Below are 25170 nucleotides of genomic sequence, written 5' to 3'. Positions count from 1 at the left end.
ACAAAAACCGTCTGTCATCTTGAGGAATTTCTGAACTTCAGCCATTCCCTCTTTCGGCTCTTAAAAAGTAGAGCTTAATTACAAAGTTCTTTCTTTCCTTCCCAAGTATAAGCTGTTAAGAAGTCCCAACCAGTAAGTTTTCATTCCTTCCGCGTTAACGAGGGCGAAAAATCGGTCTTCAGGGAAACAGACGCAGTAAACGAATTTTCCTTCCGGGAAAGAGGGGAGGCTATCAAGTGCGTAAACGGTTTTTCCGAACAAACTTTCCCACTGACCTGATTCATAATATTAATTACGAATAGCAAAACCGGAGGAACCTTAAAATTGGTTGAACTTTCCAAAAAACTGAGGGAAGTTGAAACAGTAGGGGTTCTCTCTGGAGCTGGGCTAAGCGCTGAAAGTGGAATTCCGACATTTAGGGGAAAAGACGGTCTGTGGAACAGGTTTAACCCCTCAGAGCTTGCGACCTTTGAGGCTTTTTCGGAAAACCCCAAACTCGTTTGGAAGTGGTATCTGTGGAGGATGCACTTAATAGCAAAAGCTAAACCCAACCCCGGCCACTATGCAATAAAGGAAATGGAAAAGCTGTTCCCTCAGTTTCTCCACATCACCCAGAACGTTGACGGTCTCCACAGAGAAGCCGGAGGAAAGAAGTTTGTGGAGCTCCACGGCCACATCTTTGACGGAAAGTGTAGGTTCTGCGGAGCTCTCTACCCCGAAAGGGAGTTCTCCTCAATATACCCGTTGGCGTCCAAGGAGTTTTTGAGGAAGATAACAGAAGAGGAACTAAAAGGTAAAGTTTTTGAAAGAGTTGAGAAAGGGGAACTCCCCGTTTGCCCAAAGTGCGGAAAAATTGTAGGACCCGGAGTTGTATGGTTTGGAGAGAGTTTACCGGAAGAGGCATTAGAGAGGGCTTTCTCTTTTGCAGAGAGAAGTGATGTGTTTATAGTTGTCGGAACTTCCGGAGTTGTTCAGCCTGCCGCATCAATTCCGTTAATTGCAAAAAGAGGAGGAGCTTACCTTGTTGAAGTTAACCCCGAGGAGACCCCCATTTCACCTTATTGCGATCTCGCCCTTCGGAAGCCGGCATCTTCTGGACTTCGGGAGCTCCTTGAGGCTTTAAAGAGCTAATCCCGTAGGAGCAGAGGAAAAACTTGTGTTTTCCTAAACTGTACTCCCTCAAAACGTTCTCTTCCGGCTTTCGGGTAAGGAAGATAGAGTTCTTAGGAGGTCCGGGATTAAACCTTAGAATCTCGTTCCTGCCCCTCTCAACGTAAAAACAGAGTTGTAGGTATGTGGTTTTAGTAAAAAGAGGGTAGCCTTTAGAGTCCTTTACTATCTGAGCTGCAACCTCTCTAACGGATGGATACTTTAGCTGAGCAATCGGGTAGTAGTACGAACTATAAAAACCCCTGAAAATTAACATCAAAATGGAAACAAGAACTACGACATAGGTAAAGTTAAACCTTGGGAGAAAGAGGAAGTAAACGGCATAGAGGATAATCAGAAACTCTAAAGTTGACTTTAAAATTAAAGAAGGGTTCTTTGAAACAATAATTCCGACAAAAATTCCGATAGGAACTATCAGCTCGGCGGTAAACCTGACAATCTCTTTAGCCCTTTTGTGGACGAACTGAAAATCTGAAAGGTAGTAGCCCAAAATAAGGGAAAAGAGGGGAAGCGCCGGAATCAAATATCTGAGCCTGCTTCCGGGAAAAACCCAGTAGAGGAGGAAATCTAAAGCAAAGGAAAGGAGGAATGCCTTTAAAACAGGATTTGGAGGGAGCTCCCACCTCCTTCTCTTATACAGGTAGTAGATAAGAATGAAAGACCACGGGAATGTAGCAGTTAGAAACCTAAATGGATAGGAGATGTAGTTCTTAATCGTTTTTGAGAGGGGGACACTGACGGGAGCTCTGGAAAGAACCTCCGAAAAGAGAGTTTTTACTGCTTGGTCTGTCTTAACGGCAAAGAGCCAAGCTATAAACGGTAAAAGCCCGAAATAGAGACCGGTGAGATGGTTAACCGTCAAAAGTTTTTTAAGCTCTCTCCTAACAAACAGGTATGAAAAAACGAAAAAGTAGAAAAACTGGAAAGCCGGAAGACCTTTTGTTAGCAAAGCTAAAGATGTAAAAAAGTATCCTAAAACCCAGGCAAAAAACTCCCTTCCCCTATCAAACAGGCTAAGCCAGCCAAAAACGGCCATTGAAATTAGCAGGGAAAAGAGAGTATCCGGCTCACACTTTGAGCCGTAGCCTATCAGAACTATGTAAAAGGTGGGGTAAATTAAACTACCGAAGAGAGCTCCCTTAACTCCAAAGAATCTCTTACCGCCAAGAAAGATAAGTACAGAAGTTAAGACAACTGAAAACACAGAAGGAAGCCTCAAAGAGAGTTCAGAAACTCCCCCTAAGAGAAGAGAAAAGAAGGAGGTTATCCACTCGTGGAGGGGAGGCTTTTTAAAGTAGGGAACTCCCAAAACCGTCGGCTGGAGGAAGTTGTGGCTCTTTAACATCTCAAAAGTGATTATTCCTCTCCTCGGCTCTTCGTGAATGAGAACGAAAACTCCAAGGTTAATAACCAACGACAAGAAGAGAAGCAAGAGGAACCACTTAAGGAAACTACTTTCCCAGCTCTTTTTCGTCTTCTCCAACTTCCTTAAAGACCTCCGGAGGAACGTCAGGTTTCTCTCCAACCGGGCTAAATTCTACATCTATTGAGCCGCAGTTTGGACACCTGTAGTAGCTTATCCACATACAGGAAGAGCCGATAATGTCTGAAACTTCACCGTTCTTGTTTACGTCTCTTGAGCCTATATATTCAAACTCTCCAACGTTCCCGCAGGTTGAACACTTCAACAATTTCTTAAACTCCACTTTACGCTCCCTTTTGTGGGATATACTTTCTACCACAACAATTTATTAGTAGGTTGTTAAGATGAAAAGGAAAAACCTGATTCTCCTTGCAGTTCTCTCCTTCATCCTGTTAGTCCTTCCAAACGGCCTCTATTCTGCCTTTGACAAAGACGAGCCTAAGTACTTAGAGGCCGCCTACGAGATGGTTAAGAACGGAGACTACATAACCCCTTACTATAACTACGAGTTTAGGTTTGATAAGCCCATTTTGGTCTATTGGCTGATAGCTGCAGGTTACAAGCTCTTTGGAATAAACGAGTTTGCAGGTAGGCTATTCGTATCCCTCTGTGGAGTTTTTACCGTTCTCCTACTCTACTGGTGGCTCTGTAGGTGGAAGAGTGAGAGGTTTGCATTCTGGAGCTCCCTCGTCCTCCTCTCACTGCTTGACTTCATAGTGATGTCGTCTGTTGCGATGCCTGACGTTGCTTTAACGTTTTTTATTGCGGGAGCTCTCATCTTCTTCTTTGAGGGTTACCACAGGAAAAACAAAAACTACTATAGGCTCGCCTTTCTCTTTTCAGGACTTGCAACGCTAACTAAAGGTCCCGTAGGACTTGCTCTACCCGGTTTAATAGCCGTTATCTACCTTACTTTAAGGAGAGACCTAATTAAAACTTTAAAGGAGATTCCTTGGCTTACAGGTTTTGGAATCTACTTTGCCGTAGTTCTTCCTTGGTATGGAGCAATCCTCCACAAACACGGTTACCAGTTCTTTAAAGACTTCATAATCTTTCATAACATCCACAGGTTTACAGGAAAAGTTCCCGGTCACCCGACAGAGTGGTGGTATTACCTTGTAAACTACTTCTGGCTCTACCTTCCGTTTTCACTATTCTTCCCCTTTGCAGTTTACAAGGTCTTTAAGGAGAAAAGAATTTTGGGAGATGGCGTTTTAGAGTTCTCAACCGTCTGGTTCTTTACAGTTTTTGCCTTCTTCCAAGTAGCCCACACAAAGCTCGCCCACTACCTCCTGCCTTCGTTTCCGGCGTTTGCAGTTATTACTACCTGGTACCTCTTCAATTTAAAAGAAAAACTCCCCCTTTACCTAACGGCTTTCCTCTTTACAACCTTAGCACTTGCAGGTGGAGTATTCTGGAGCATAAAACAGTGGCCTCTGTTAGGACTTTCCTTCCTTGTCCCTCCCCTTTTAGGAGTCTGGTGGGCCGTCTGGACGAAAGACGCTTTAAAGCCGATTACTTTAGGCTTCCTCACAGGAATGCTCCTTTTTAAGTGGGTCACTCTACCTCTTTTAGAGCCTTTAAGGGCAAAACCGATTATCGGGAAAGAAGTTGCCAGGATAAAGGAGAGGTGTAGAGAGTGCAAAGTTGTCTTTTTAGACTTTTCAAGCCCGGAGATTGTTTACTACTATAGGAAAGGCAAACTGAGTGACCTAAACGGAGAAACCGTTGAGAAAATGCTTAAGAGCAAAGAGCCTGTTGTTGTAATTACGAGAGAAAACAGGATTAAAAAACTGAAAGGACTAAAATACTACAAGATAGATGAAAAGAAGGAGCTCCTAACAAAACACTCCATTGTCTTAATCTCCAACTATCCGAAGGAGAAGCTAAATGGAAAAGGTTAAGAAAGTTTCAGTAGTTATCCCGGTGTTTAATGAAGAGGAGAACGTTCCAATTCTCTACGAAAGGCTGAAGGAGGTTTTAGAGGGAATTCCTTACGACTACGAGGTAATCTTCGTAAACGATGGAAGCACCGACAGAACGGGGAAAATATTAGAAGAGATTGCTAAAAAAGACCCTAAAGTCAAGGTAATTGAGTTTGCCAGAAACTTCGGACAGACCCCTGCAATAGTTGCTGGAATGGACTACGCAACTGGTGATGTGATAGTTACGATGGACGGAGATCTTCAGAACGACCCCAAAGATATTCCGAGATTACTTGAGAAGATAGAAGAAGGATACGACGTAGTAAGCGGCTGGCGGAAAAACAGAAAGGACGCTGCAGTTTCAAGGAAGCTCCCGTCTAAGATTGCAAACTGGCTCATCGGGAAACTAACGGGAGTGAGAATTCACGACTACGGCTGCACCCTCAAGGCCTACAGAAGCGACGTTATAAAGAGGGTGAGGCTTTACGGGGAGCTCCACCGGTTTGTCCCAGCCCTTGTTTCAACAGTAACCTCTGTAGACAGGATTATTGAAATTCCCGTTGAACACCACCCGAGGATTTACGGAAAGTCAAAATACGGCATCTCAAGAACTTTTAAGGTCATTTCAGATCTTTTCTTCATCTGGTTTATGAAAAGATTTATGCAGAAACCCATCCACTTCTTCGGTCTTCTCGGAATAGTTCTCTTCCTGATCGGAGCAGTTCCGTTTACCTACCTAATAATCCTCAAACTTATGGGAGAATCCATAGGACAAAGGCCGCTGCTCATTATCTCTGTCCTCTTTATACTTGCCGGGATTCAGATGTTTACAACGGGAATCTTAAGTGAAATGCTCATGAGAATTTACTTTGAGTCTCAGGACAAAAAACCTTACGTCGTAAGGAGAGCTCTCAACGTTGAAAAGGGGTAGTTTAGCCGTTTCCCTCTTAATTCTTTTAGTCTTTGGCTACTTTCTCTACGATTATAACGTTTTCCAAAACCTAAAGAGGATTTTTAGAGAGCTCTCTCTTCCCTTTATCATAACTTCCCTATTCCTCTACACGTTAACCTACTACTTCAGGGCAAAAAGGTTTACAGTTTTCTTTCCCAAGATAGAAATAAAAGACCTTTCAGCAGTTATGGCAGTTCACACGTTCTTTAACAACCTTCTCCCTTTTCGCTCAGGGGAGGCGTCTTTTCCAATAATCCTTAAAAAACTGTTTGGCATTGAAGGAGTTATATCTTCTGCAGCCCTAATCGTTGCAAGGCTCTTTGACCTTCTCTCCCTCTCAATTCTATTTACAGCTGCAACCTTTGGAGTCTCTGTAAACAACAGGAAATTTCTCTGGATTTCAGTTCTTCTCGGAATCTTCATAGTTTTAGTTCTGATTTTAGGCTTTAAGCTCCTTAAAATTCTAAAGAAACGGTTTGGATTTGCCTCTGCACTCTTCTTTTTCTTTACTGAGTTTAAATCTACAAAAAAAATACTTTTAGTCTTCCTCTACTCACTCCTCAACTGGATTACAAAGTTTACAGCCTTTTACTTCATAATAAAGGCGGGAAATCTAAAGCTGAACTTCTTTGAGAGCACTTTTGCAGCAACATTTGGAGAGCTGACAACTGTTCTCCCCATTCACAGTATAGGAGGGTTTGGAACCTACGAAGCGGGACTCGTGGGAGGGTTTGCACTTTTAGGTTTTAAGGGAAGCTACGCCCTAACTGTGGCCTTCTACTTCCACCTTCTCTTGTTTACAATGTCTGGCCTTTTAGCACTTATAGGCTGGTTCTACCTCTCCCGCCGTTTAAGAGTAGGATAATCTCATCTGCAACCTGCTCAGGGCTCTTTCCGGAAGTATCAACGGTAAAGTGGGCTTTTCTGTAAAAGGGAAACCTTTTTTGATAGAGCTCCCTCAACCTAACCTCATCAAGAGAAGCAAGGGGTCTGTTCTCGTCTCCCGAAATTCGGGAGTAAAGTGTTTTAAAATCTGCATAGAGAAAAACCGAAGTGGCGTAACTGTTTATAATCTCCATGTTGTTTTTGTAGGCGGGAGCTCCCCCACCTGTAGAGAGGATAAAGCTTGAGTTACCTTTCAGCTTTTCCAACAAGAGCTCCCTCTCTTTCTCCCTGAAAAATTCCTCTCCCTTCTCTTTAAAAATCTGAGGAATAGAAAGGCCGGTTCTTTCAACAATAATGGAATCAAGGTCTACAAGTGAAAGTGAGAGTTTCTCCGAGAGAAATTTTCCCACAGTTGACTTACCGCTACCCATAAAACCGACAAGAACGAGCTTCATCACTTCACCGGAAGGGCGAATACAGGCCTGTAACCTTTATCGGGAAGCTTAACGGTGATATCGTCTCCCGTCCCCACAGTTCCGTCTATTCCGGGGTTAACAACCTTGTCGCCTAAGAGGTAAAAGTCGGTTTTCAAACACCCTTTTACCGGGAGCTTTTCCCTTACTTTACCCTTCAGTATCAGCTCTTTTAAACCCCAGTTAACGGCCTGATTAACCTTAAAATGGTTTAACTTTAAGTAACCCAGAGGAAGCGTAAAGTAGACCACCACCAACAGTCCAAGAGCCTGAACAAACAGTCTAAGTTTATAAGGAAAACTATCCACAACGTTAAACCGTTTAATTTCTATTAAACCTGCTTCAATATACCTCAAAATATCGGTAAGGGTCAAACCATACTTGTAAACCTCCTCCCTGTTAACAGGCCGTCTGGCAGTCCAGTGGGCAACCAAGAAAGAGGGGACTCTTTTAACGTCAATCTTCGTTATCTCAAAGTATGGTGGGAGATCCTTCAGCGACTCCAAAAACGGATCCTTAAGAACCTGTAGAAGCTCGTCTTCAAAAACCGGAACACCGGAGGAGCACTGCTCACCTTCAATAAACTCAAACTTCGGATAAAAGTCGTTAATAAGCCACCTTTCAATAAAAACCTTCAGAGCTTTTTTCTCGGGGAAACCTGGAATGTTTGTAGAAAGGTAGAAGTTTATACCGTCGTAACAGATAACAACTTCCTCGTTAAAGTGGGGAAGGTAGAGTTCTAAACGCCCTCCCTTATCTTTAAGCGTGTCTACAAAGATTCTTAAGTCGTCTAAACTTTTTAGCCGTCCCTTTACACCCAGCATGTTAGTCTTCCTAAAATAACGTTAATTAATAAAACTATCAAAGAAACAAGAACAATATGTTTTACACTAGAGTTAATGAAAGCTCTCATGCCGGGAACTAAAAGGAGCTCCGGTTCAAAGTTACCGAAGTTGACCAAGTAAAACCGTGCAAAGACAACTCCTAAAAGGATACCTACCAAAAAGCCGAGTATAAACTTCAAAGGAAAAATGTAACCGGGCAGAGGAACAGACAGGTGAACGAGAACAGGAACGGGAGGAAATTTCTCAACCGAAATCCCTTTCTGGGAGAGCTCCTCCTTCAAACGGTTGGCCTCTTCCAACTTTAGAAGCGACGAATATGTTAAGTATAGGTTATACTTAATTTCTGAAGAAGGGTTAAGCTCAAAGGCCTTTCCAAAAAAGGAGAGAGCTCTCTTAAAATCCCCCTGAAGGAAGTAGACGTAACCGTAGTCGTTAAAAACTACGGCCTGACGCAGAGGGTCTGAAAACTTAAATCTTTCTATTTTGGCAATATCATCAAGCTTACCGAGAACAAGGTGGCAGGTTACACTTTCAAGAGTTGAATCTTTACTGTTGGGAAAAACCTCATCAATTAGATAGTCGGGAGCATAACCGTCTCTACTTACCTTGATGTAGTAGAACAGGTTGTCAGATTTTAACCTTAAAGAAGCATTATCGTAGAGAACTTGAGATATAAAGAGAAGAGAGAGAGCCACGAGTAAGTAAATGCCTAAGCGCTTTCTCTTTAGATTAGTAAGAAGAACAAAACCAAACCCGGTAACGACGTAAATGAGAGCACAGATGTTAACGACAAAGGCAAACACTAAAAAGGAAACGCCACCGACAGTCAGAAACCTCTTTGTAAGAGGCTGAACGTTCGTATTCTGAAAGTAGAAAAGAAGGGTATAGAAGAGCAAGAGAAACAGGAAAACCTTAAGGGCTGTTTCTAAAGGATAGGTGTAGTAAGCCACCTTCTTTAAAAGAGTAAGCTGCGTAACCGGAACTTTCTCAACTTCAGAGCCCAGTAAGTAGTTAAGCTCAGGTATGTAGTAAACTGGAAGGTTATCTTTAGCGCTCTCTATGCTTTTAAGGTCTAAAAGGATGGTGGATTTAGGTTTTTTAGACTTTAAGTCTTCTTCAAGTTTTAATAGAAGCTCATAAACAGAAGGGGAAACAGTTTTAACCTCGGTTTGGGTTTCCGGTAAAGCTCCGTTTAAAAAACTAAAGCAGAGAACTAAGGCGAGAAATAAAGTTTTCAATATTCTCATAGTTCTCAATTCCCTCAATCCCCCAGGTCCTAAAACCTACGACCCGTTTCCCTAACTTCAATGCATGGGCTATCTCACTGAGGGTTCCGTAGTTTCCCCCAACTGCGACTACTATTTTACTTGCTGATGAAACAACTATAACGTTTCTGGCCTGCCCCATTCCTGAGGGAATTTTAATGTCTATGAAAGGGTTGGAGAGGTCTTCGTAGTGGGGAAGTATCCCAACGGTAAGTCCCCCTTTTTCTTTAGCCCCCCTTGATGCCCCTTCCATAACACCGAAAAGACCTCCGGTTACCAAAACGTAGCCCCTTTCAGCAACGAGCCGTCCCACTCTTCTTGCCGTTTCGTAGAGGGAGTTCCCCTCGGGAACTCCCCCGTCTCCTATAACCGAAACTGTCTTCACTTCTTCCTACCCTTCAGGTATTCAACCAAAGGCTCTTTAATCTCAACAAGCCCTAACTCCGTTATCTCCATCAGGTGAAGCCTCGTGTCGTGGCCACAAAGCCTACAACCGTCAATTCTGAAGAGCCTCAGTATGTCTCCGAGCTCTTTCTTAAAAGCCCTCGCCCTTGAGGGAGACAAAAGAATTTCCTTTGAGAGAACCATCGTGCAGTCAACTATGTGGCCGACGGCGTACCCTCCTGCAGCCTCTGCAGAGAGCTCGTCGTGTCCGCTCCTTTTCTGCGAAACGAAAATGGCCGTCTGATACCACTTTTTCATGAAGTTGAAGAAGGCCCTGACGATTGAACGGGCTAGCATCTCTTTCGCTTCGTAAAGCCCAGTAATTGAGTCTATAACCGTTCTGTGGCAGTGGTACGTCCTGTAAACGTAGGCAAGGGTGTCTAACATCGTCGGTATGTCATCACGGAGCCTTGAGTTGCTTGCTGCGTCTATCAGTATGATGTTGTCCTCAATCTCCTCAAAGTCAACTCCCATTGCCAGAGCTCTCTCCTTAAGGCCGGCAGCAACAAAGTTTGCAGGGCTTTCAACGGTAACGAAGCACACTTTCTGTCCCATAGAGGCCTGTTTTATCGTAAACTGCTCGGCCATAAGGCTTTTACCGGTGTCCGGCATTCCGGTAAGGTTTACAACTGCGTACTCCGGAATTCCTCCCAAAGGCTTCCTAAGGGGCTTTCCGTCCTCAATTTCCACTTTGAAGAACAGGTCGTCTAAACCTTTAACTCCCGTCGGAACTCCCCGGAGCTCCGGCGCTTTCTTTACAGCCTCCCCGAGGACGTAGACGTAGTCCTTCATTACCTGAGGCTGCCTTTCGCTGTAACCTTCTGCCATCTCTCCCCTCCTCTAACTCCTTTTCACAAGTTTAACACCCCAGTTTAGGAGCTCCTCTGTCGTCCTTTCGTCGGGAGTCTCTGCGTAAACCCTAAAGACCGGCTCCGTTCCGGAAGGCCTAAAGAGTATCCAGGAATCGTTTGTAAAGATGATTTTTAGTCCGTCTATCGTGAGAACTCTCTTAACTTTTAGTCCGTTCCACTCCTTAGGGGGGTTCTCCTTAAGCTCCTCAAGGGCTTCCCTCTCCTCTTGGGAAACCGGAAGGTCTATCCTTCTGTAGTAGGCAGTTCCGAACTCCTCAAAGAGGGCGTTTACCATTTCAGAAACTGTCTTTTCCTCTGCAAGCATCTTCTCAACTATCAAAAGCCCCATTAAAAGGCCGTCCCTTTCAGGCAGGTAGTCAACCAAGGCGTAACCACCGCTCTCCTCTCCTCCGAAAAGTACTTTCTCCTTAACGATTACCTCACTTATGTTCTTAAAACCTACTGGAACCTCAAGGAGCTCTAACCCTAACTTCCTACAAACCCTATCAACTAAGTAGCCGGTGCTGACTGTTTTAACGACGATTCCGTCCCTCTTTCCCCTGTTCCTAACAACGTGCAGGAGTAAAAGGGCGTAAACTATCTGGGAGTTGACGAATTTCCCGTTCTCGTCAACGATTCCCACCCTGTCACCGTCTCCGTCGTGAGCGATGCCGATGTCGGCTTTAAGAGCTCTCACCTTCTCCATTAGAGAGGTAATGTTCTTCTCAACTATAGGCTCAGGGTGTTTACCTCCGAAGAGAGGGTCGCGGTATGCGTGAATCTCTGTAAGCTCCGCCTTCGTTCCAAGGAGAGCTCTATACATAAGCCCCTGCTGTGCACCGAACATCGGGTCGTGAACGATTTTTACAGGCCTTTCCTTAAAGAGGGAAAGCTCCAGCTGTTCCCTAACTCCCTCAACGTATGGAGTCACTAAATCCTTCAAGTTGTAGCTCCCAACCGGTCTCTCTAAGTTCTCGGCCTCAGGGAGTTTCTCTTCTATCTTCCTCGTGACTTCCGTCCTTGCCGCCCCTCCGAATGACTCTTTAACCTTGTAGCCGTTATACTTACCGTAGTTGTGTGAAGCCGTTATAACGACTCCGTTGTCATAGTTCCCGTATTTAGTGTTGTAGGAGACTGCAGGTGTCGGACAGAAGCCGTCGGAAAGGTCTACGTCAAATCCCATTCCTCCAAAGGTTTCAGCTACGAACTTTCCATATTCTTCCGACAGGAACCTCAGGTCGTAGCCTACAGCTACCCTCTTTGCCCCTGCCTCTTTCAGCATAAGTCCGTGGGCAAGGGTAACTCTTTTTAGGTTGTCAAACGTAAAGTCCCTTGATATTATGCCTCTCCAACCGTCTGTTCCGAACTTTATCATCTTTCCTCCCTACTTTTACACAAAAAGTAGCTGGACTGCTCCGATGAGAGCTCCCAAAACCCCTCCCATCAGCGTTATGTAGCGGAGCTCTTCATTTATCAATTTTAAAACTATTCCCTCAACCTCCTCTATCGGAAGGCCGTTTATTCTCTCACGAACAAGCCCCTCTATGTCAACAGCATCTAAGATTACCGGGAGCTCCCTCTCTATCACCTTTAAAAGCTCATCAGTCAGAAACGAAGAGAGAATTTCCCTGTTCTCTGCTATCAGCTCCCCTAAGAACCGAGAAACCTTTAAAGAAGCCTCTCCCTCAAGGAAATCACCAAGTCTTCTCTCTTTCAGCTGTTCAGCGTAAAATGAGAGAGATCTCTCCAAAATCTCCATGAAACGCTTAAACCCTTCACTTTTAACGTCAATCTCCCTGTTCATCAAGTCCTGAACTCTACTCCAGATGAGCTTTGAGACTTTCAGTTTAAAGTCCGGAGAGTTTGATGTCTTCTCAATGAGGTCAACGGCAAGGTTTGAAAGCCTCTCGCTGAAAGATGAGACCATTGAATCGGTAAGGAGAGGAATAAACTCCCTAAGCTTTGAAAGGTTCTCCTTTATCAGGGAGTAAACTACGTCCCTAAATTCGTTTCTCTTTGATTCTTTTGCAAAGTATTCAACTATCTGGTCAATCTTTTCATCTAAAAACTTCTCAAACTCCGCCTTTAAACTCTGAGGAATAACCTCTCCGACCTTTTTCCCGTGGAGCTGTTTAAAGATAAAACTTACAGTTCCTTCAACTCCCTCGTCTAAAACCTCACCGAAAACCTCTCCTACCTTTTTATCCCCAAAACTGGCCGAAAGTTTTGACAGAAACTCCTCTGAATTACTGCCAAAGCCTTCTAAAAAACTCTCAACTAACTGCCTTAAACTCTCCAGAATCCTCTCCTCGTTTAAACGGCTCCTTAAAGTCTCCTCGGTTAACAGGTTCTCCTTTACAACCTTTGCTATAGCATCTGCAAGTTTCTCCCTCTTTGAAGGAATCAGGCCGGGAGTAAAGGGAACTCTCTTTCCGAAAAGGTAGTAAGCCCTGTAGGGTCTGAAGAGCATTTTTATTGCAACGTAGTTCGTAAAGTAGCCAATAAGAGCTCCAACTGCCGGCGGAACCAAAGCCTCAATCAAGGGAGAACTCCTCTAAAACGGAGTAGATTGGACCTTTTTCTGTAAGCTTACTCTCAATGAGAGAAACTTTAGGCTCCACTCTTTCCTCAAAGACAAAATCTTTCATCTTAAAGAGATAGGAGCTGAACTTTCCCCTGTGTCTCATCCTCTTTATTCTGAGGAGCGTTACGTGTGGAGTAAAAGACTCTTCCATTGGGAAACCAAAGGGCATAAGGGCTTGATCAACTCTCCTCTTTACCTCTCCAATCCCTTCAGACTCAACACCGACCCATAGGACTCTCGGCCTTTCCCTGTCCGGAAAGACCCCCAAACCTCTGTAGGTGACTTTTGGAGCTCTCGCTCCCTTAAGTTTTTGCCTTAAAAAACTTACAAGCTGCGGAATCTTCTCCTCCTCAAAGTCTCCCAAAAACCGGTAGGTAAAGTGAAGGTTTTCCTCCTCTACCCACTTTCCTTCAACCTTTATTGAGGAGATGAACTTCCTCACCTCAAGAAGTTTCGGAATTGAAACAAGCGTTCCTAAAAAGAGCCTTTTCTTCTTCAACAGCCAGACTCTCCAAAGAGGTAGAATTATTGTATAACAGCAACCGGGAGGGAGAGAGCCTTGAAAAAGAGAACAAAAATCGTCGCAACTTTGGGGCCTGCCTCAAGCGACCCGAAAATCTTAAAGAGAATGGTAGAGGCAGGCCTTAACGTAGTTCGTCTAAACATGTCCCACGGAACTAAGGAAGAACACAGGGAAAGGGTTGAGTTAGTAAGGAGAGTTGAGAAGGAAACCGGAAGGCCCATCCCGGTTTTAATGGACTTGTGTGGCCCAAAGATAAGGGTAGGAAAGCTCAGCAAGGAGCCACTCTTCCTCCACAGGGGAGACTTGGTAGTTCTCACAACTGGAAAACCGGAAAAGGGAAAGATAACCGTTAACTATCCAAAGCTCCACGAAGAGGTTAAGAAGGGAGAAACGATACTCCTTGCAGACGGAGCCTTTAGACTGAAGGTAAAGGATGTAAAGGGAAAGGACATAGTCTGCGAAGTCCTTGTAGGGGGTCCCCTTACATCACACAAGGGGGTGAACCTTCCACACACGAAACTCTCCGTTCCAGCACTGACGGAGAAGGACAGGGAAGACGTAAAGTTCGGAGTAGAAGTCGGCGTTGACCTGATAGCCCTCTCGTTTGTAAGGAAGGCAGAGGACGTTTTGGAGTTAAAGGAACTCTTAAAGAGTTTAGGGAAGGAAATCCCGGTAATTGCGAAGATAGAGAAACCTGAAGCAGTTAAGAACGCAGACGAAATTATAAGGGTTTCAAACGGAATAATGGTTGCAAGGGGAGACTTGGGGGTGGAGCTCCCTATAGAGAAAGTCCCCGTAATTCAGAAACAGCTGATAAGGAAGGCAAACGAGGCAGGAAAGCCGGTAATAACGGCTACACAGATGCTCAAATCAATGGTAGACCTTCCCGTTCCAACGAGGGCTGAGGTTACAGACGTTGCAAACGCAGTTTTGGACGGAACTGATGCCCTAATGCTCTCTGAGGAGACGGCGGTAGGTAAGTACCCGGTTAAGGTTATTAAAACAATGTCTAAAGTAGCCCGAGAAGCCGAAAAGATATACCCCTACAAAAGGTATTCTGAGCTACCGGCGGAGAACCTTCAGGACTCACTTGCAAAATCTGCCTGCAACCTCTCAAGGGAGGTAAAGGTTAAGGCCATCGTTCCGTTTACAAGGAGTGGAGCTACAGCAACGGCCGTCGCAAAGTTCAGGCCTCCCGTCCCGATCTACGCAGTAACCCACGACAGGGAAACATTCAGAAGGCTAAACTTGGTTTGGGGAGTTGAACCGCTCTTAACGGTTCCTGCAGAGTCAACAGACAGGATTATTAAGCTCTCCATAGAGGCCGCAAAGGAGAAAAAGTTAGTTAAAAAGGGCGACAGGATAATCGTTTTGGCGGGAGCTCCCACCGGAGTCCCGGGAACAACAAACCTGTTAAAGGTTGTAACCGTAAGGTGAGGGAGTTGTGAAAAAGTTAATCGGACTGGTTCTTTTCATCGTCCTCTCTGGAGCTCTACTTGTTTCTGGTTTAGACCAAGAGGTAAAGAAAGGGCTCTTTATCTTACTCTTTGCGGCGGTGTTCTGGATATTTGAGATACTGCCACTTCCGGTAACAGCCCTATCAGTTCCGCTGATCGGGATTTTCCTCGGAGTGGACTCCGTTAAAGGCTCGCTTTCTTCCTTTGCCCACCCGATAATCTTCCTCTTTTTTGGTGGGTTCGCCCTTGCAACTGCCCTTACGAAATACTCTTTAGACAGGATGATTGCCTACAAAATCGTCTCCCTCTCTCAGGGTTCATTTCTCATTTCTGCGTTTCTCCTCTTTACAGCAACGGCCTTCGTCTCTATGTGGATAAGCAATACCTCTACTACCGCAATGATGCTTCCGTTAGCTTTAGGTGTGATAGGAGCTCTAAAGGAGAACAGCTGGAAGGTAAAGCACTTTATCCTCCTTGGAGTTGCCTACTCTGCAAGCGTCGGTGGAATCGGAACCCTCGTCGGAAGCCCTCCCAACGGAATAACGGCGGCAGACCTCGGAATGGGGTTTACGGATTGGCTAAAGTTCGGCCTTCCAACAGTTGCAGTTCTCCTCCCACTTCTCTTCTTTATCCTATACCTCTACTTTAAACCGACGGTTGAAAAGGGAGTTTCTGTTGAAAGGGTTAAGGTTGAAATTGACAGGAAGAGAGTTCTCGTTCTCCTAACTTTCCTTATAACCGTATTCGGCTGGCTCTTCAGTAAACCTATCTCAAAGTTCCTCGGAGTGTCAAAATACTTTGATGCAGCCGTTGCTCTACTGGCAGTCGTTCTCCTGTTTGCATTTAAGCTGGTTAACTGGAAAGAAATTGAAGAGGGAACAGACTGGGGAACGCTGATACTCTTCGGCGGCGGAATTACGCTTTCCCACTTTTTAAAAGTAACGGAAGCGAGCAAATTCATAGCCAGCTTGTTCGTAGATACGGTAAGCGGACTTCCGCCGTTTTTCTTGGTTTTATCCGTAACCCTCTTTATGATCTTCATGACCGAGCTTATGAGCAACACGGCAACAGCGGCCATCTTCGTTCCGATTCTAATTTCTACTGCAAAGGGTTTAGGACTCCCGGCAGAAGAGCTTGCAATACCAGCCGGAATAGCCGCCTCCTGCGCCTTTATGCTTCCCGTTGCAACACCACCAAACGCAATTGTTTACGGAACCGGAGAGGTAAAACAGGAACAGATGCTAAAAGTCGGTTTCATCCTTAACATCACCTTTGCCGTAGTTATTGCCCTAATTTGCTTACTCATCTAAGTCGTGGTAGCGTTTCGGAAGTATTCCTGCAGCGTAGTAAACCTTTGCAACTGCCTGTCTGTAGGCCGAAAGGGCTGCAACGTAGTTGCTCCGAGCCTGGTTCAGTGCAGTTTGGGTGTCAAGGAGCTCCGTCATAGTAGCAAGGCCATTCTTATACCTCTTCTCAACTATCCTTAAAGACTCCTGGGCCGAGGAAATTGCAGCCCTTGTAAGCTCTACCCTTTTCTGGGCAGATACAAAATCGTAGTAGGCTTTAGACACTTCAAAGGCAATTCCCTTCTTAGCCCTCTCCTCGTACTCCTTAACCTTCAGCTGGGCAATTCTACTCTTCCTTAAGCGGTAGAGCTTCTCTCCGCCGTTAAACAGATTCAGCGACGCCCTCACTCCAACCATCCAGCTTGAGTTCTCCTTATTCCAGGGAGCTGTGTCGTCGGCAGAAAATACCTCTCCAAAGGCTCCAAATTGAGGCAGGAAGTCGGCCTTCGCTATCCTCTCCATGTCTTTCGTTTGGGAGAGACGGACTTTCAACTCCTTCAGCTCAGGCCTGTTCTTAATCGCCGTTTCAATGAGCTTGACAAGGTTAAAGTTAAAAGGCCTGTAGGTTAAGTCTCCGTCTACAGTTATGTCTCCCTTTGGAAACTCACCCATTGCAACGGCCAGAGCCCTAAGGGCAACGCTATAGTTACTCTTTGCCTTTACGAGGTTCTCCTCCATCTGCTCTAAGTAAACTTTAGCCCTTAAAACATCTGACTTTAAACCTACTCCGGCCCTGTAAACCGCTTCAGCGTCCTTCAGGTGTCTCTCTGCATCTCTAACGGCAAGCTGAGCAGTTTCAAGGAACGCTTTTGCAGTTAGAACAGAGTAGTAGGCCTTAACGACGTCGTATACAACGCTGTTCTCGTCTCTTTTAAGCTGTTCCTTTGCAGCCTTTACCTCTTTCTTTGTAAGGTCAACAGCAGCCCTCAGCTTCCCGCCGAGCCAGATGGGAACCGTAACTTTTAGTCCCGTCTTAAAGAGCTGTGACTTCCCCGGGTCGTTAAAGTCCGTCCCCATCATGTCAAGTTTTTTGACTTCCATTCTATTCATTATTGCATAAGGTGGATCAGTCGTTTTGTTGTATTCAGAGTAAAGGTCAACCTTGGGAAGGAGATGGGCTTTTGCCATTCTGTAATCGTAGAACTTTTCTTTTACCTCTTCCCTCTTTGCCTTTAAAAGGTTGTTCTTCTCAAGGGATAACTTTACCGCCTCGTCTAAGGTTATTCCGAAAGAGCTGACCGTTCCTGCAAGGAAGAAAATAAGGGCTGCGAGCTTTATCCTCATAACGCTCCTCTCTTACAATTCAAATATTGCAATGAATTTATACTTTGAGGCTACTTTTGAGTCAAGCGAACAAGTTTAAACTCACCGGCCATAACGAACTTCCCCTCTATAAGGGCAAGTGCGCCTCTGTTAAAATTAAGGAGCTCCTCCGCCCTCAACTTTGCCTCGTCAACCGACCTGCTGTTTCCCAGGTAAGTTGCGCTACAGTCTGTAACTACCGGGTCTTCTCCGATAACAGTTGCAGAGTCAACCCTTCCAAAGCTTAAAGAGTGGCCGATTTTGCTTGAAGAGGTTGAAACTCCCCAGGTGCCGGGTGGGAGCTCCACCCCCAAACTCCCGACCCCTTCAGACTTCTTTGAAAGGATTGAAACAACTGCCGGCCTTTCAACCTTTAAGTATAGGTCTCCGCCGTTTTCAAGTATAAACTGAGAAACTCCCAAACTCTGAAGCTTCCTTCCCAAGAATAGGTTAACCGCCCCTGCAACTCCGGCCATAGGGCCGACTCCGACCTTTTTGGAGACCTCGGCCATAACTCTAACAATCTCGGGAGCAAGAGGCGGAACGCTCATCGGAACTAAAGACTTTAAAAACTCAGGGTTAATTTCACAGTAAACCTTTATCTGTTCTCTAACGTCAACGAGGTAAGAAAGGAGCTCCCCCCTTAACTCCTCTCTAAACTCACTCTCCGGAACTGCAACCCAAACGTCACTCTCACCGGCAACAAGGTTAAAAGATTTAAAACCCTTAGGTTTCTGAAAAAATCTGTAGAACCTCTTTTCAGGTAAAAGGAACATCAGAGCTCTTCAATAATTTTCGTTATCTCTTTAGACCTCTCAAAGGCCGCCTTCACAGCATCAATAAAAGCACTCCTAACGGCACTCTTTTCAAGCTGGGAAATTCCCTCTATCGTCGTTCCGGCAGGGGAGGTTACGGAGTCTTTCAAAACTCCCGGGTGTTCATCCCTTGCCATAACTCCTGAACCTATGAGGGTTTCAACAACGAGCTCCTTTGCAATCTCCCTTGGAAGGCCAACCCTAACGGCTCCGTCGCACATAGCCTCAACAACGAGGAAAAAGAAGGCAGGGGAGCTCCCTGAAACCGCCGTCACGGCGTCAAAGAGCTTTTCCTCAACGTCAATCACTTTGGAACAGGTGGAAAGGAGCTCCTTAACGAGCTTCCTCTCATCGTCTAAAAGCCGGTGGTTGTCGCAGTAGGCAACAACCCCCTTCCTCACCTTAACGAGAACGTTAGGCATAATCCTAACCACCTTCTTGTCGTCTCCAACTACCTCCTCAATCTTCCTAATCGGATAACCGGCAGCCATAGAGATTAGAATCTGGGCAGGAGTAAGAGCCTCCGCTATCTCCCTTAAAACCGAGGTCATTACCTGAGGCTTTACGGCAAGGAAGAGAACATCGCTGCTTGAAACCACGTCTAAGTTCTTCTGTGAAGTCTTTACTCCATACTTATCAGAAAGGTATTTCAACCTCTCGCCGTTTACGTCGGAAACAAACACCTGATAGGGTAAGAGGAATTCTCCTCCCACCAGAGCTCCTATAAAAGCATCCGCCATATTCCCGCCGCCGATGAAACCAACTTTTACGTTCATAATAACTCTCCCACTTGAGATTAAACTCCTCAGAGGCTATATTATAAGTCCGAAAGAAAAGCCCGGGTGGCGGAACTGGCAGACGCGAGGGACTCAAAATCCCTTGGGCGCAAGCCCGTGCGGGTTCGATTCCCGCCCCGGGCACCAAAGAATAAAACCCGCCCGAAAGGCGGGAGTAAGGATTTAGCTGTTCTTAAAGTTTTCAACGGCCTTCATTACCATCTCTTTTGCAACATCACTTCCTTTAAATTCTTTGACTTTAACCCACTTCCCGGGTTCAAGGTCTTTGTAATGTTCAAAGAAGTGTTTAATCTCGTTAAGTGTAGCTTCCGGAAGGTCGTTTATCTCTTTAACGTTCTTAAAGGTTAAGTCCAGCTTATCTACAGGAACGGCAATTATTTTCTCGTCCTTTCCGCTTTCATCCTCCATAACCAAAACACCGATAGGTCTGCACCTTATCACGCTCCCCGGAACAACAGGCTGTCTGGAGATTACTAAAACGTCAATAGGGTCTCCGTCGTCTGCCAACGTGTTGGGAACAAAACCGTAGTTTGCTGGGTAGAACATTGGAGTAAAGAGAAATCGGTCTACAAAAACCGCTCCACTCTCCTTGTCCACTTCATACTTAACGTTTGACCCCTGAGGAATCTCAATTACAGCGTAAATATCCTCCGGCGGGTTCTTTCCCGGTGGTATTTTCTTTACGTCCATTTTTAACCTCCCTATACATTTTGGGGGGATTATAACTCTAAACATCAAAGATGCGAGGCTTCGGGTGGATTTACACTCCTATGGCTAACCATATACACTTGTTAACAGCTACTAAGGCCCGCAAAATTATAAAAAGCGGACTTCTCTGTCGTATAACGGATGGTGGGTATCTGAAGTTACAGAAGGTGATTTGGGCGAAGGCGTAAGCTAAAGCCGAACACCCGCTTGTTGTCCGAGTGCGTCAGCACCGAAACATAGCAGATAGTTCGGCTCAGCGGCATCAACATCCCTCCTAAACTCTCCGACAGTCTTTAATACCCTTTAAAGTTGACGTTTACAAATAAAGTTAATAGTATCTAACTTACGGAGAAAAGGAGGACAAGATGAGGCTTGTTGAGGTTGGAGAAGGGCAAAATGTAAGGATTTTAAATATCTACGGCGGCCCCGGACTTAGGAATAGACTTGCATCTATAGGGATCTTTCCCGGTTCCATCTTAAAGATAGTAAAGTCGGCACCGGGACCTCTCATCGTTGAGGTATCGGGAAGTAGAATCGCCTTAGGAAAGGGTATGGCATCAAAAATAGAGGTGGAAGAAGTATGAAGAAAAAGATAAAAGTTGCCCTGGCCGGAAACCCTAACGTTGGGAAAACAGCTCTAATGAACGCCCTCGCAGGAACGAACGAAAAGGTGGGAAACTGGCCGGGAGTTACTGTTCAGAAAAAAGTTGGTAGATATAACTTTAGGGGATTTGAGATTGAGCTGATAGACCTTCCCGGAATTTATAGTCTTACTTCTTACACTTTAGAGGAGAGAGTAGCTAGAAATTTTCTTCTAAAGGGAGACTACGACGTCGTTGCAGATGTTATTGACGCTACTCTTTTAGGTAGAAACCTCTACCTGACGTTAGAGCTCCTTGAGATGGGAATCAAGCCGGTAATAGTCCTAAACAAAGTAGACGAGCTTGAGAACTACGGTTACTCAATAGATGCCGGCCTCCTTGAGAGAGCTCTCAATCTTCCCGTCGTTGAAGTTTCAGCTGTAAAGAAAAAGGGACTTGAAAAACTTTCGGAAACGTTCCTTATGGTTGCGACTAAAGACCTTAAACCTGAAGGTTTTACTCCTGTCTACTCAGAAGATTTAGAGAACGCCATATCCCTAATTGAGATAAAGCTGAAAGAGGAACTCCCACTAAACTTCCCCTACAACCTCAGGTGGTTTTCAATAAAACTCCTTGAAAAAGACCCTAAAATAGTTGATGCTTTGAAAAAACAGTTTAAATCTGCCGATGAAATACTGAAAGAGATAGAAAAAATAGAATCTGAGATTTCGCTAAAACATAAATGTGACCTTCCATCTTTTGTTGCAAAAGAGAGATTCATGCTTGCTTCAAGAATAGCTACATATGTTGTAAAGAACACTGTTGAACTCCCTCAAGAAAAGTTAAGCGACAAAATAGACAAAATCATCACAAATCCTGTAACAGGAATTCCTATATTCTTCGCAGTAATGTGGCTGGTTTTCAAGCTAACCTTTGAACTTAGTGCACCTTTTTCCCATTGGATTGACCAGATTTTCAGCTCTTACCTACCAGGATTGGTTGAAAATTACCTTAGTTTTCTGCCAAAAAGTGCTATTTCGTTAATAAACGATGGAGTTTTAGCAGGGGTTGGTGCAGTAATGGTCTTTATTCCCGTTTTGGGAATCCTTTACTTTTTAATGTCTATTCTTGAAGACACCGGATACATGGCAAGGGCGGCAGCCCTTTGGGACAACTTTATGAAACACTTCGGCTTAAGCGGAGCTTCCGTTATTCCTATGATTTTAGGATTCGGCTGCAACGTTCCGGCCGTATACGCAACGAGAGCCATGAGGTCTTCCGTCCAGAAAATGGTAACAATGGCAATAATTCCCTGGATGTCGTGTAGCGCAAGGCTTACGGTGTATACAATCTTTGTTGCAGCCTTCTTTAAAAACTACCAATCTGTCGTAATATTCGGCCTCTACCTCTTCGGTGTTCTGATGGCGCTGCTCTTCGCACTTGTAATGTCCAGGTTTGTAAAAGAAACGGAAGACGAGTTCTTTATAGAGCTCCCCCCCTACAAACTACCGGCGTGGAACGTTGTATTTAACCAAACTTGGATAGAAGTAAGAGAGTTCATATTTAAAGCAGGAACGATAATATTTGCCGTTTCTGTATTTATCTGGGCTCTCGCCTCACTTCCACCCGGAACGGAATATGCAGGTAGGGAGAGCATTGTAGGAAGAATAGGAGAATATCTGGCCCCTCTCTTTGAGCCTTTAGGAATACACGACTGGAAACCGATAGTAGCTCTAATTTTTGGAGCTCTGGCAAAAGAGGTCGTAGTGGGGACACTGGGAACACTTTACGGAACAGGGGAGTCGGGGCTTGTTAAGGCTCTCCAGTCAACATTCACTCCGGAAAGCGCTCTGGCCTATCTGGTATTTACCCTTCTCTACATTCCCTGCGTTGCAACGATAGCGGCGATTAAACAGGAAAGCGGGAACTGGAAGTTTCCGTTAGGAGTTGTGGCGGTAGAGCTCTTAGTTGCGTGGGTTTCTGCCTTTACGGTTTACCATATTTCAAAATTATTTGTATAGTTTATAAAAGCTTTCTGGAGAGAATTTGGCAAAGAGAAAAACCGTTTACGTGTGTCAGAAGTGCGGATACAGAACTCCGAAATGGGCAGGAAGGTGCCCCGAGTGTGGAGAGTGGGGTAGTTTGGTTGAAGAGGTTGAGAAGTCAGAGCCGAAACACCGTTCCTCTTGGGTAAGTCCTTCCACTTCCGCTCCTATTCCTATTACCGAAGTAAGGAACTCCGCCCAAAAGAGAGAGAAGACCGGCATTCCCGAATTTGACAGGGTCTTAGGAGGAGGACTCGTTAAAGGCTCAGTCTCTCTTATCTCCGGAGAGCCGGGAATAGGAAAGTCAACCTTCCTCCTTCAGGTTGCAAGTCTTTTTGCCGAAAGAGGGAAAGTTCTATACGTAACTGCAGAAGAATCTCCAGAACAGGTGGCCATTAGGGCTAAAAGGCTCAAAGCTGAAAAGGAAAACCTCCTCATCTACTCAGAGAACAACTTAGAGGAGATAGGCAAACAGGTTGAAAAGGTCAATCCGGTGTTAACTGTATATGACTCCGTCCAAACCCTCTACCTTCCCTACATAGAGTCTGCTGCAGGTTCCGTTTCACAGGTAAGGGAGTGTGCGGCATTCATAACGAACCTCTCAAAGAGAAGGGGCATTACCAGCTTTATAGTAGGTCATGTAACAAAAGAAGGGACAATTGCTGGCCCCAAGGTTTTGGAGCACATAGTTGACGCCGTCTTTCAGTTTGAAGGGGACAGGGGATACAACTTCAGAATTTTCAGGAGTATTAAGAACCGTTTTGGGTCAACGGGAGAGCTTGCCGTATTTGAGATGACAGAGGAGGGACTTAAAGAAGTCCCGAACCCTTCTCAGTTTTTCTTAGAGGAGAGGCCTAAAGAGAAGGCTGGCTCGGTCGTGTTTGCAGGAATAGAGGGAAGTAGGCCTCTACTCCTTGAAGTTCAAGCACTTGTAACGAGGGCAGTCTTTACAACCCCTCAACGGAGAGCAAAGGGAATAAACGCAAACAGGCTCTCCATAATCGTTGCAACGGTAGAGAAGGAGTTGGGAATTCCACTGAGGAACTTTGACGTTTTCGTCAACGTTGTTGGTGGGGTAAAGGTTGACGAGCCTGCAATTGACCTTCCCGTAGCAGCAGCAATTATCTCAAGCTACTTTGACAGACCTGTAAAACCCGAAGTAGCCCTGTTTGGAGAAATAGGCTTAATAGGAGAAGTTAGAAGGGTAAAGCTGGAGGAGCTCCGCCAGAAAGAGGCTGAAAAAAACGGCTTTAAAGTGGCTACTGGAATTAAGCACATCTCTGAGATTCCGGAGAAACTCCTTATTTAATGGCGGAGGCGGATGGGAATCGAACCCACCACCCCGCTCCTAGCGGGGCCACCGGATTTGAAGTCCGGGGGGGACACCAGCCCCCGTCCGCCTCCAGAGTTAAATTTCTAACGGAACCCCTTTCCCGTCAACTTTTTTACCAAACTCTCGCTATTGGCAAAACACTCCTCAACCTGTGAAACCGTAAGTCCGGCTCCTACACCGACAGTAATGGCAAAGCTCCTCGTTACAAGGTCTCCGGGGGAATGGGTATCGGTATTTATTACCATAGGAGCTCCTACCTCTGTAGCAAGTTTTGCAACGTGGCCGTTTGTTATGCTGTGGCCCCTTCTGGTTGTAATCTCAAGGAAGACTCCGTTCTCTTTGGCAAGCTCAACTTCTTCCCGCGTAATAAGACCAGGATGGGCAAGAATGTCGGCCCTACCCTCAATTGCAGCTCTGTTTGTTCCCGGAGCAACAGGCTCAACAACCGTTTCACCGTGAACAACGACAACTTTAGCCCCAGCCTCTCTACACCTCTCTATAAGTTCAGGTATTCTAACCGGTGGAACGTGCGTAATTTCAACGCCGGGAATGACAACGAGTGAAGTGTTCTCATTGAGAACTTCTAAAGTCTCGTAGAGCTTTTCCAAAAGGAACTTGTAGTTTGAAAAGTCTGCATGGTCGGTTACTGCAATAGCCCTGTAACCAATGGCTTCTGCTCTACGAACCAACTCACTGGGGAGGAGCTCCCCGTCGCTAAAAAACGTATGGGTGTGAAGGTCTATCATTTCTCAAACTCCCGAAATAGATTTTCTAAACTATGAAAAGTATAACGGAGATTTACGAAGTTCTACTGAAGACCTACGGAAAGCAGAACTGGTGGCCAGCAGACACTCCTTTTGAAATCTGTGTAGGGGCAGTTCTAACCCAGAACACCAGCTGGAAAAACGTTGAAAAAACAATAGAGAACCTTAAGAAAGAAAACCTTCTATCACCTGAAAAGATAATCTCCTGTTCTCCTGAAAAACTGAAAGAACTAATAAAACCTGCCGGTTTCTTCCGTCAGAAAGCCAAATACCTGAAAAACCTAAGCAAGTTCATATTAGAAAAAGGTGGAATAGAGAGCCTAAAAAAAGGGAACTTGAAAGACCTGAGAGAAAAGCTTTTAAAAGTAAAAGGAATCGGAAAGGAAACTGCTGATAGCATACTCCTTTACGCTTTAGATAAACCGAGTTTTGTTGTAGACGCCTATACAAAAAGGTTATTCTACAGGTTGGGATTGATAGAGAGCGAAAAGATAGGTTACAAAGCTGTAAAAAGACTTGTTGAAAGTGAAATTCCACCGGTTGAACGAAATCTGGAAATTTACAAGGAGCTCCACGCTCTAATAGTTGAACACTCAAAAATTAAGTGCAGGAAAAACCCAAACTGTAAAAATTGCCCTTTCTCTTTTAAATGTTTGATATACCTTAATCAAGGCAGGTAGAA

General features: G+C 45.0%; 25 protein-coding genes and 2 tRNA genes. 11 read left to right on the top strand and 16 right to left on the bottom strand.

Annotation, left to right across the window (positions count from 1 at the left end; genetic code table 11):
• Positions 1 to 324: 324 nt before the first annotated feature.
• Positions 325 to 1131: an SIR2 family NAD-dependent protein deacylase gene (locus ACZ424_RS06610; RefSeq protein WP_464904193.1), complete on the top strand. Its 807-nt coding sequence runs from the start codon at positions 325 to 327 to the stop codon at positions 1129 to 1131.
• Here ACZ424_RS06610 and ACZ424_RS06605 read toward each other — a convergent pair.
• Together ACZ424_RS06605 and ACZ424_RS06600 are read right to left on the bottom strand one after the other, a co-directional pair.
• The gene (locus ACZ424_RS06605) at positions 1031 to 2653 is read right to left on the bottom strand and encodes an ArnT family glycosyltransferase (protein WP_464904192.1); all 1623 of its coding nucleotides are present in this window, start codon (positions 2651 to 2653) and stop codon (positions 1031 to 1033) included. The two genes, ACZ424_RS06610 and ACZ424_RS06605, sit on opposite strands and share 101 nt — an antisense overlap.
• The gene (locus tag ACZ424_RS06600) at positions 2622 to 2876 is read right to left on the bottom strand and encodes a hypothetical protein (RefSeq protein WP_464904191.1); all 255 of its coding nucleotides are present in this window, start codon (positions 2874 to 2876) and stop codon (positions 2622 to 2624) included. The genes ACZ424_RS06605 and ACZ424_RS06600 overlap by 32 nt, the downstream gene beginning before the upstream one ends.
• 61 nt (positions 2877 to 2937) lie before the next feature.
• Here ACZ424_RS06600 and ACZ424_RS06595 point away from each other — a divergent pair, with 61 nt between their 5' ends.
• The 3 genes from ACZ424_RS06595 to ACZ424_RS06585 are packed head-to-tail and all read left to right on the top strand — an operon-like array spanning position 2938 to position 6335.
• The gene (locus tag ACZ424_RS06595; RefSeq protein ID WP_464904190.1) at positions 2938 to 4497 is read left to right on the top strand and encodes an ArnT family glycosyltransferase; all 1560 of its coding nucleotides are present in this window, start codon (positions 2938 to 2940) and stop codon (positions 4495 to 4497) included.
• A complete protein-coding gene (locus tag ACZ424_RS06590; protein ID WP_464904189.1) occupies positions 4484 to 5449 on the top strand; it encodes a glycosyltransferase family 2 protein in 966 nt (321 codons plus the stop codon). The genes ACZ424_RS06595 and ACZ424_RS06590 overlap by 14 nt, the downstream gene beginning before the upstream one ends.
• Positions 5436 to 6335 (top strand): lysylphosphatidylglycerol synthase transmembrane domain-containing protein, encoded by a 900-nt coding sequence (locus ACZ424_RS06585; RefSeq protein ID WP_464904188.1) that lies wholly within the window; start codon positions 5436 to 5438, stop codon positions 6333 to 6335. The genes ACZ424_RS06590 and ACZ424_RS06585 overlap by 14 nt, the downstream gene beginning before the upstream one ends.
• On the opposite strand, the gene ACZ424_RS06580 is transcribed toward ACZ424_RS06585, so the two are convergent.
• The 8 genes from ACZ424_RS06580 to thpR are packed head-to-tail and all read right to left on the bottom strand — an operon-like array spanning position 6292 to position 13316.
• On the bottom strand, positions 6292 to 6810 hold the full coding sequence (locus tag ACZ424_RS06580; RefSeq protein WP_464904187.1) for a shikimate kinase: 519 nt from the start codon (positions 6808 to 6810) through the stop codon (positions 6292 to 6294). The genes ACZ424_RS06585 and ACZ424_RS06580 overlap by 44 nt on opposite strands.
• Positions 6810 to 7652: a hypothetical protein gene (locus tag ACZ424_RS06575; protein ID WP_464904186.1), complete on the bottom strand. Its 843-nt coding sequence runs from the start codon at positions 7650 to 7652 to the stop codon at positions 6810 to 6812. The genes ACZ424_RS06580 and ACZ424_RS06575 overlap by 1 nt, the downstream gene beginning before the upstream one ends.
• Positions 7640 to 8911, bottom strand: a complete 1272-nt coding sequence (locus ACZ424_RS06570; RefSeq protein WP_464904185.1) for a tetratricopeptide repeat protein — start codon at positions 8909 to 8911, stop codon at positions 7640 to 7642. Before ACZ424_RS06570 ends, ACZ424_RS06575 begins: the two co-directional genes overlap by 13 nt.
• Complete coding sequence (locus ACZ424_RS06565) at positions 8874 to 9323, bottom strand: TIGR00725 family protein (RefSeq protein ID WP_464904184.1); 450 nt, start codon at positions 9321 to 9323, stop codon at positions 8874 to 8876. Before ACZ424_RS06565 ends, ACZ424_RS06570 begins: the two co-directional genes overlap by 38 nt.
• Positions 9320 to 10210, bottom strand: a complete 891-nt coding sequence (locus tag ACZ424_RS06560; protein WP_464904183.1) for a KaiC domain-containing protein — start codon at positions 10208 to 10210, stop codon at positions 9320 to 9322. The genes ACZ424_RS06565 and ACZ424_RS06560 overlap by 4 nt, the downstream gene beginning before the upstream one ends.
• Before the next feature lie 12 nt (positions 10211 to 10222).
• Positions 10223 to 11608, bottom strand: a complete 1386-nt coding sequence (locus tag ACZ424_RS06555; protein ID WP_464904182.1) for a phosphoglucomutase/phosphomannomutase family protein — start codon at positions 11606 to 11608, stop codon at positions 10223 to 10225.
• Between the two features lie 15 nt (positions 11609 to 11623).
• Positions 11624 to 12775 (bottom strand): DUF445 family protein, encoded by a 1152-nt coding sequence (locus ACZ424_RS06550; RefSeq protein WP_464904181.1) that lies wholly within the window; start codon positions 12773 to 12775, stop codon positions 11624 to 11626.
• Positions 12768 to 13316, bottom strand: a complete 549-nt coding sequence (gene thpR / locus ACZ424_RS06545) for an RNA 2',3'-cyclic phosphodiesterase (protein WP_464904180.1) — start codon at positions 13314 to 13316, stop codon at positions 12768 to 12770. Before thpR ends, ACZ424_RS06550 begins: the two co-directional genes overlap by 8 nt.
• Before the next feature lie 60 nt (positions 13317 to 13376).
• Here thpR and pyk point away from each other — a divergent pair, with 60 nt between their 5' ends.
• The gene (pyk, locus tag ACZ424_RS06540) at positions 13377 to 14777 is read left to right on the top strand and encodes a pyruvate kinase (RefSeq protein ID WP_464904179.1); all 1401 of its coding nucleotides are present in this window, start codon (positions 13377 to 13379) and stop codon (positions 14775 to 14777) included.
• A gap of 7 nt (positions 14778 to 14784) precedes the next feature.
• Positions 14785 to 16107, top strand: coding sequence for a DASS family sodium-coupled anion symporter (locus ACZ424_RS06535; protein WP_464904178.1), 1323 nt, complete (start codon positions 14785 to 14787; stop codon positions 16105 to 16107).
• Here ACZ424_RS06535 and ACZ424_RS06530 read toward each other — a convergent pair.
• Genes ACZ424_RS06530 through proC form a run of 3 tightly spaced genes read right to left on the bottom strand, consistent with a single transcriptional unit; the run spans position 16096 to position 19036 of the window.
• Positions 16096 to 17427 carry a TolC family protein gene (locus ACZ424_RS06530; RefSeq protein WP_464904177.1) on the bottom strand — a complete coding sequence of 444 codons (1332 nt, stop codon included), beginning with the start codon at positions 17425 to 17427 and terminating at the stop codon, positions 16096 to 16098. The two genes, ACZ424_RS06535 and ACZ424_RS06530, sit on opposite strands and share 12 nt — an antisense overlap.
• A gap of 50 nt (positions 17428 to 17477) precedes the next feature.
• Positions 17478 to 18221 (bottom strand): UPF0280 family protein, encoded by a 744-nt coding sequence (locus tag ACZ424_RS06525; RefSeq protein WP_464904176.1) that lies wholly within the window; start codon positions 18219 to 18221, stop codon positions 17478 to 17480.
• Positions 18221 to 19036 carry a pyrroline-5-carboxylate reductase gene (gene proC / locus ACZ424_RS06520; protein WP_464904175.1) on the bottom strand — a complete coding sequence of 272 codons (816 nt, stop codon included), beginning with the start codon at positions 19034 to 19036 and terminating at the stop codon, positions 18221 to 18223. The genes ACZ424_RS06525 and proC overlap by 1 nt, the downstream gene beginning before the upstream one ends.
• 60 nt (positions 19037 to 19096) lie before the next feature.
• On the opposite strand from proC, the gene ACZ424_RS06515 reads away from it, so the two are divergent.
• Positions 19097 to 19183 (top strand) — tRNA-Leu (locus ACZ424_RS06515).
• A gap of 36 nt (positions 19184 to 19219) precedes the next feature.
• On the opposite strand, the gene ppa is transcribed toward ACZ424_RS06515, so the two are convergent.
• Positions 19220 to 19747 carry an inorganic diphosphatase gene (gene ppa / locus ACZ424_RS06510; protein WP_464904174.1) on the bottom strand — a complete coding sequence of 176 codons (528 nt, stop codon included), beginning with the start codon at positions 19745 to 19747 and terminating at the stop codon, positions 19220 to 19222.
• A 383-nt stretch (positions 19748 to 20130) separates the two neighbouring features.
• Between ppa and ACZ424_RS06505 the strand changes: the two genes are divergently transcribed.
• The 3 genes from ACZ424_RS06505 to radA are packed head-to-tail and all read left to right on the top strand — an operon-like array spanning position 20131 to position 23700.
• On the top strand, positions 20131 to 20349 hold the full coding sequence (locus ACZ424_RS06505; RefSeq protein ID WP_464904173.1) for a FeoA family protein: 219 nt from the start codon (positions 20131 to 20133) through the stop codon (positions 20347 to 20349).
• Entirely contained in the window at positions 20346 to 22367 is a 2022-nt protein-coding gene (gene feoB / locus ACZ424_RS06500) for a ferrous iron transport protein B (RefSeq protein WP_464904172.1), read from the top strand. Before ACZ424_RS06505 ends, feoB begins: the two co-directional genes overlap by 4 nt.
• Positions 22368 to 22392: 25 nt before the next feature.
• The gene (gene radA / locus ACZ424_RS06495) at positions 22393 to 23700 is read left to right on the top strand and encodes a DNA repair protein RadA (protein ID WP_464904171.1); all 1308 of its coding nucleotides are present in this window, start codon (positions 22393 to 22395) and stop codon (positions 23698 to 23700) included.
• On the opposite strand, the gene ACZ424_RS06490 is transcribed toward radA, so the two are convergent.
• A tRNA-Sec gene (locus ACZ424_RS06490) sits at positions 23701 to 23795 on the bottom strand.
• Between the two features lie 12 nt (positions 23796 to 23807).
• Positions 23808 to 24470, bottom strand: coding sequence for a histidinol phosphate phosphatase domain-containing protein (locus ACZ424_RS06485; protein ID WP_464904170.1), 663 nt, complete (start codon positions 24468 to 24470; stop codon positions 23808 to 23810).
• Positions 24471 to 24502: 32 nt separating this feature from the next.
• On the opposite strand from ACZ424_RS06485, the gene ACZ424_RS06480 reads away from it, so the two are divergent.
• On the top strand, positions 24503 to 25168 hold the full coding sequence (locus ACZ424_RS06480; RefSeq protein ID WP_464904169.1) for a helix-hairpin-helix domain-containing protein: 666 nt from the start codon (positions 24503 to 24505) through the stop codon (positions 25166 to 25168).
• The last annotated feature ends 2 nt before the right edge of the window (positions 25169 to 25170 follow it).

This window comes from Thermovibrio ruber, assembly GCF_055380895.1.
Note: the sequence above shows the minus strand (reverse complement) of the source record. Positions and strands in the feature narration are given on the sequence as shown.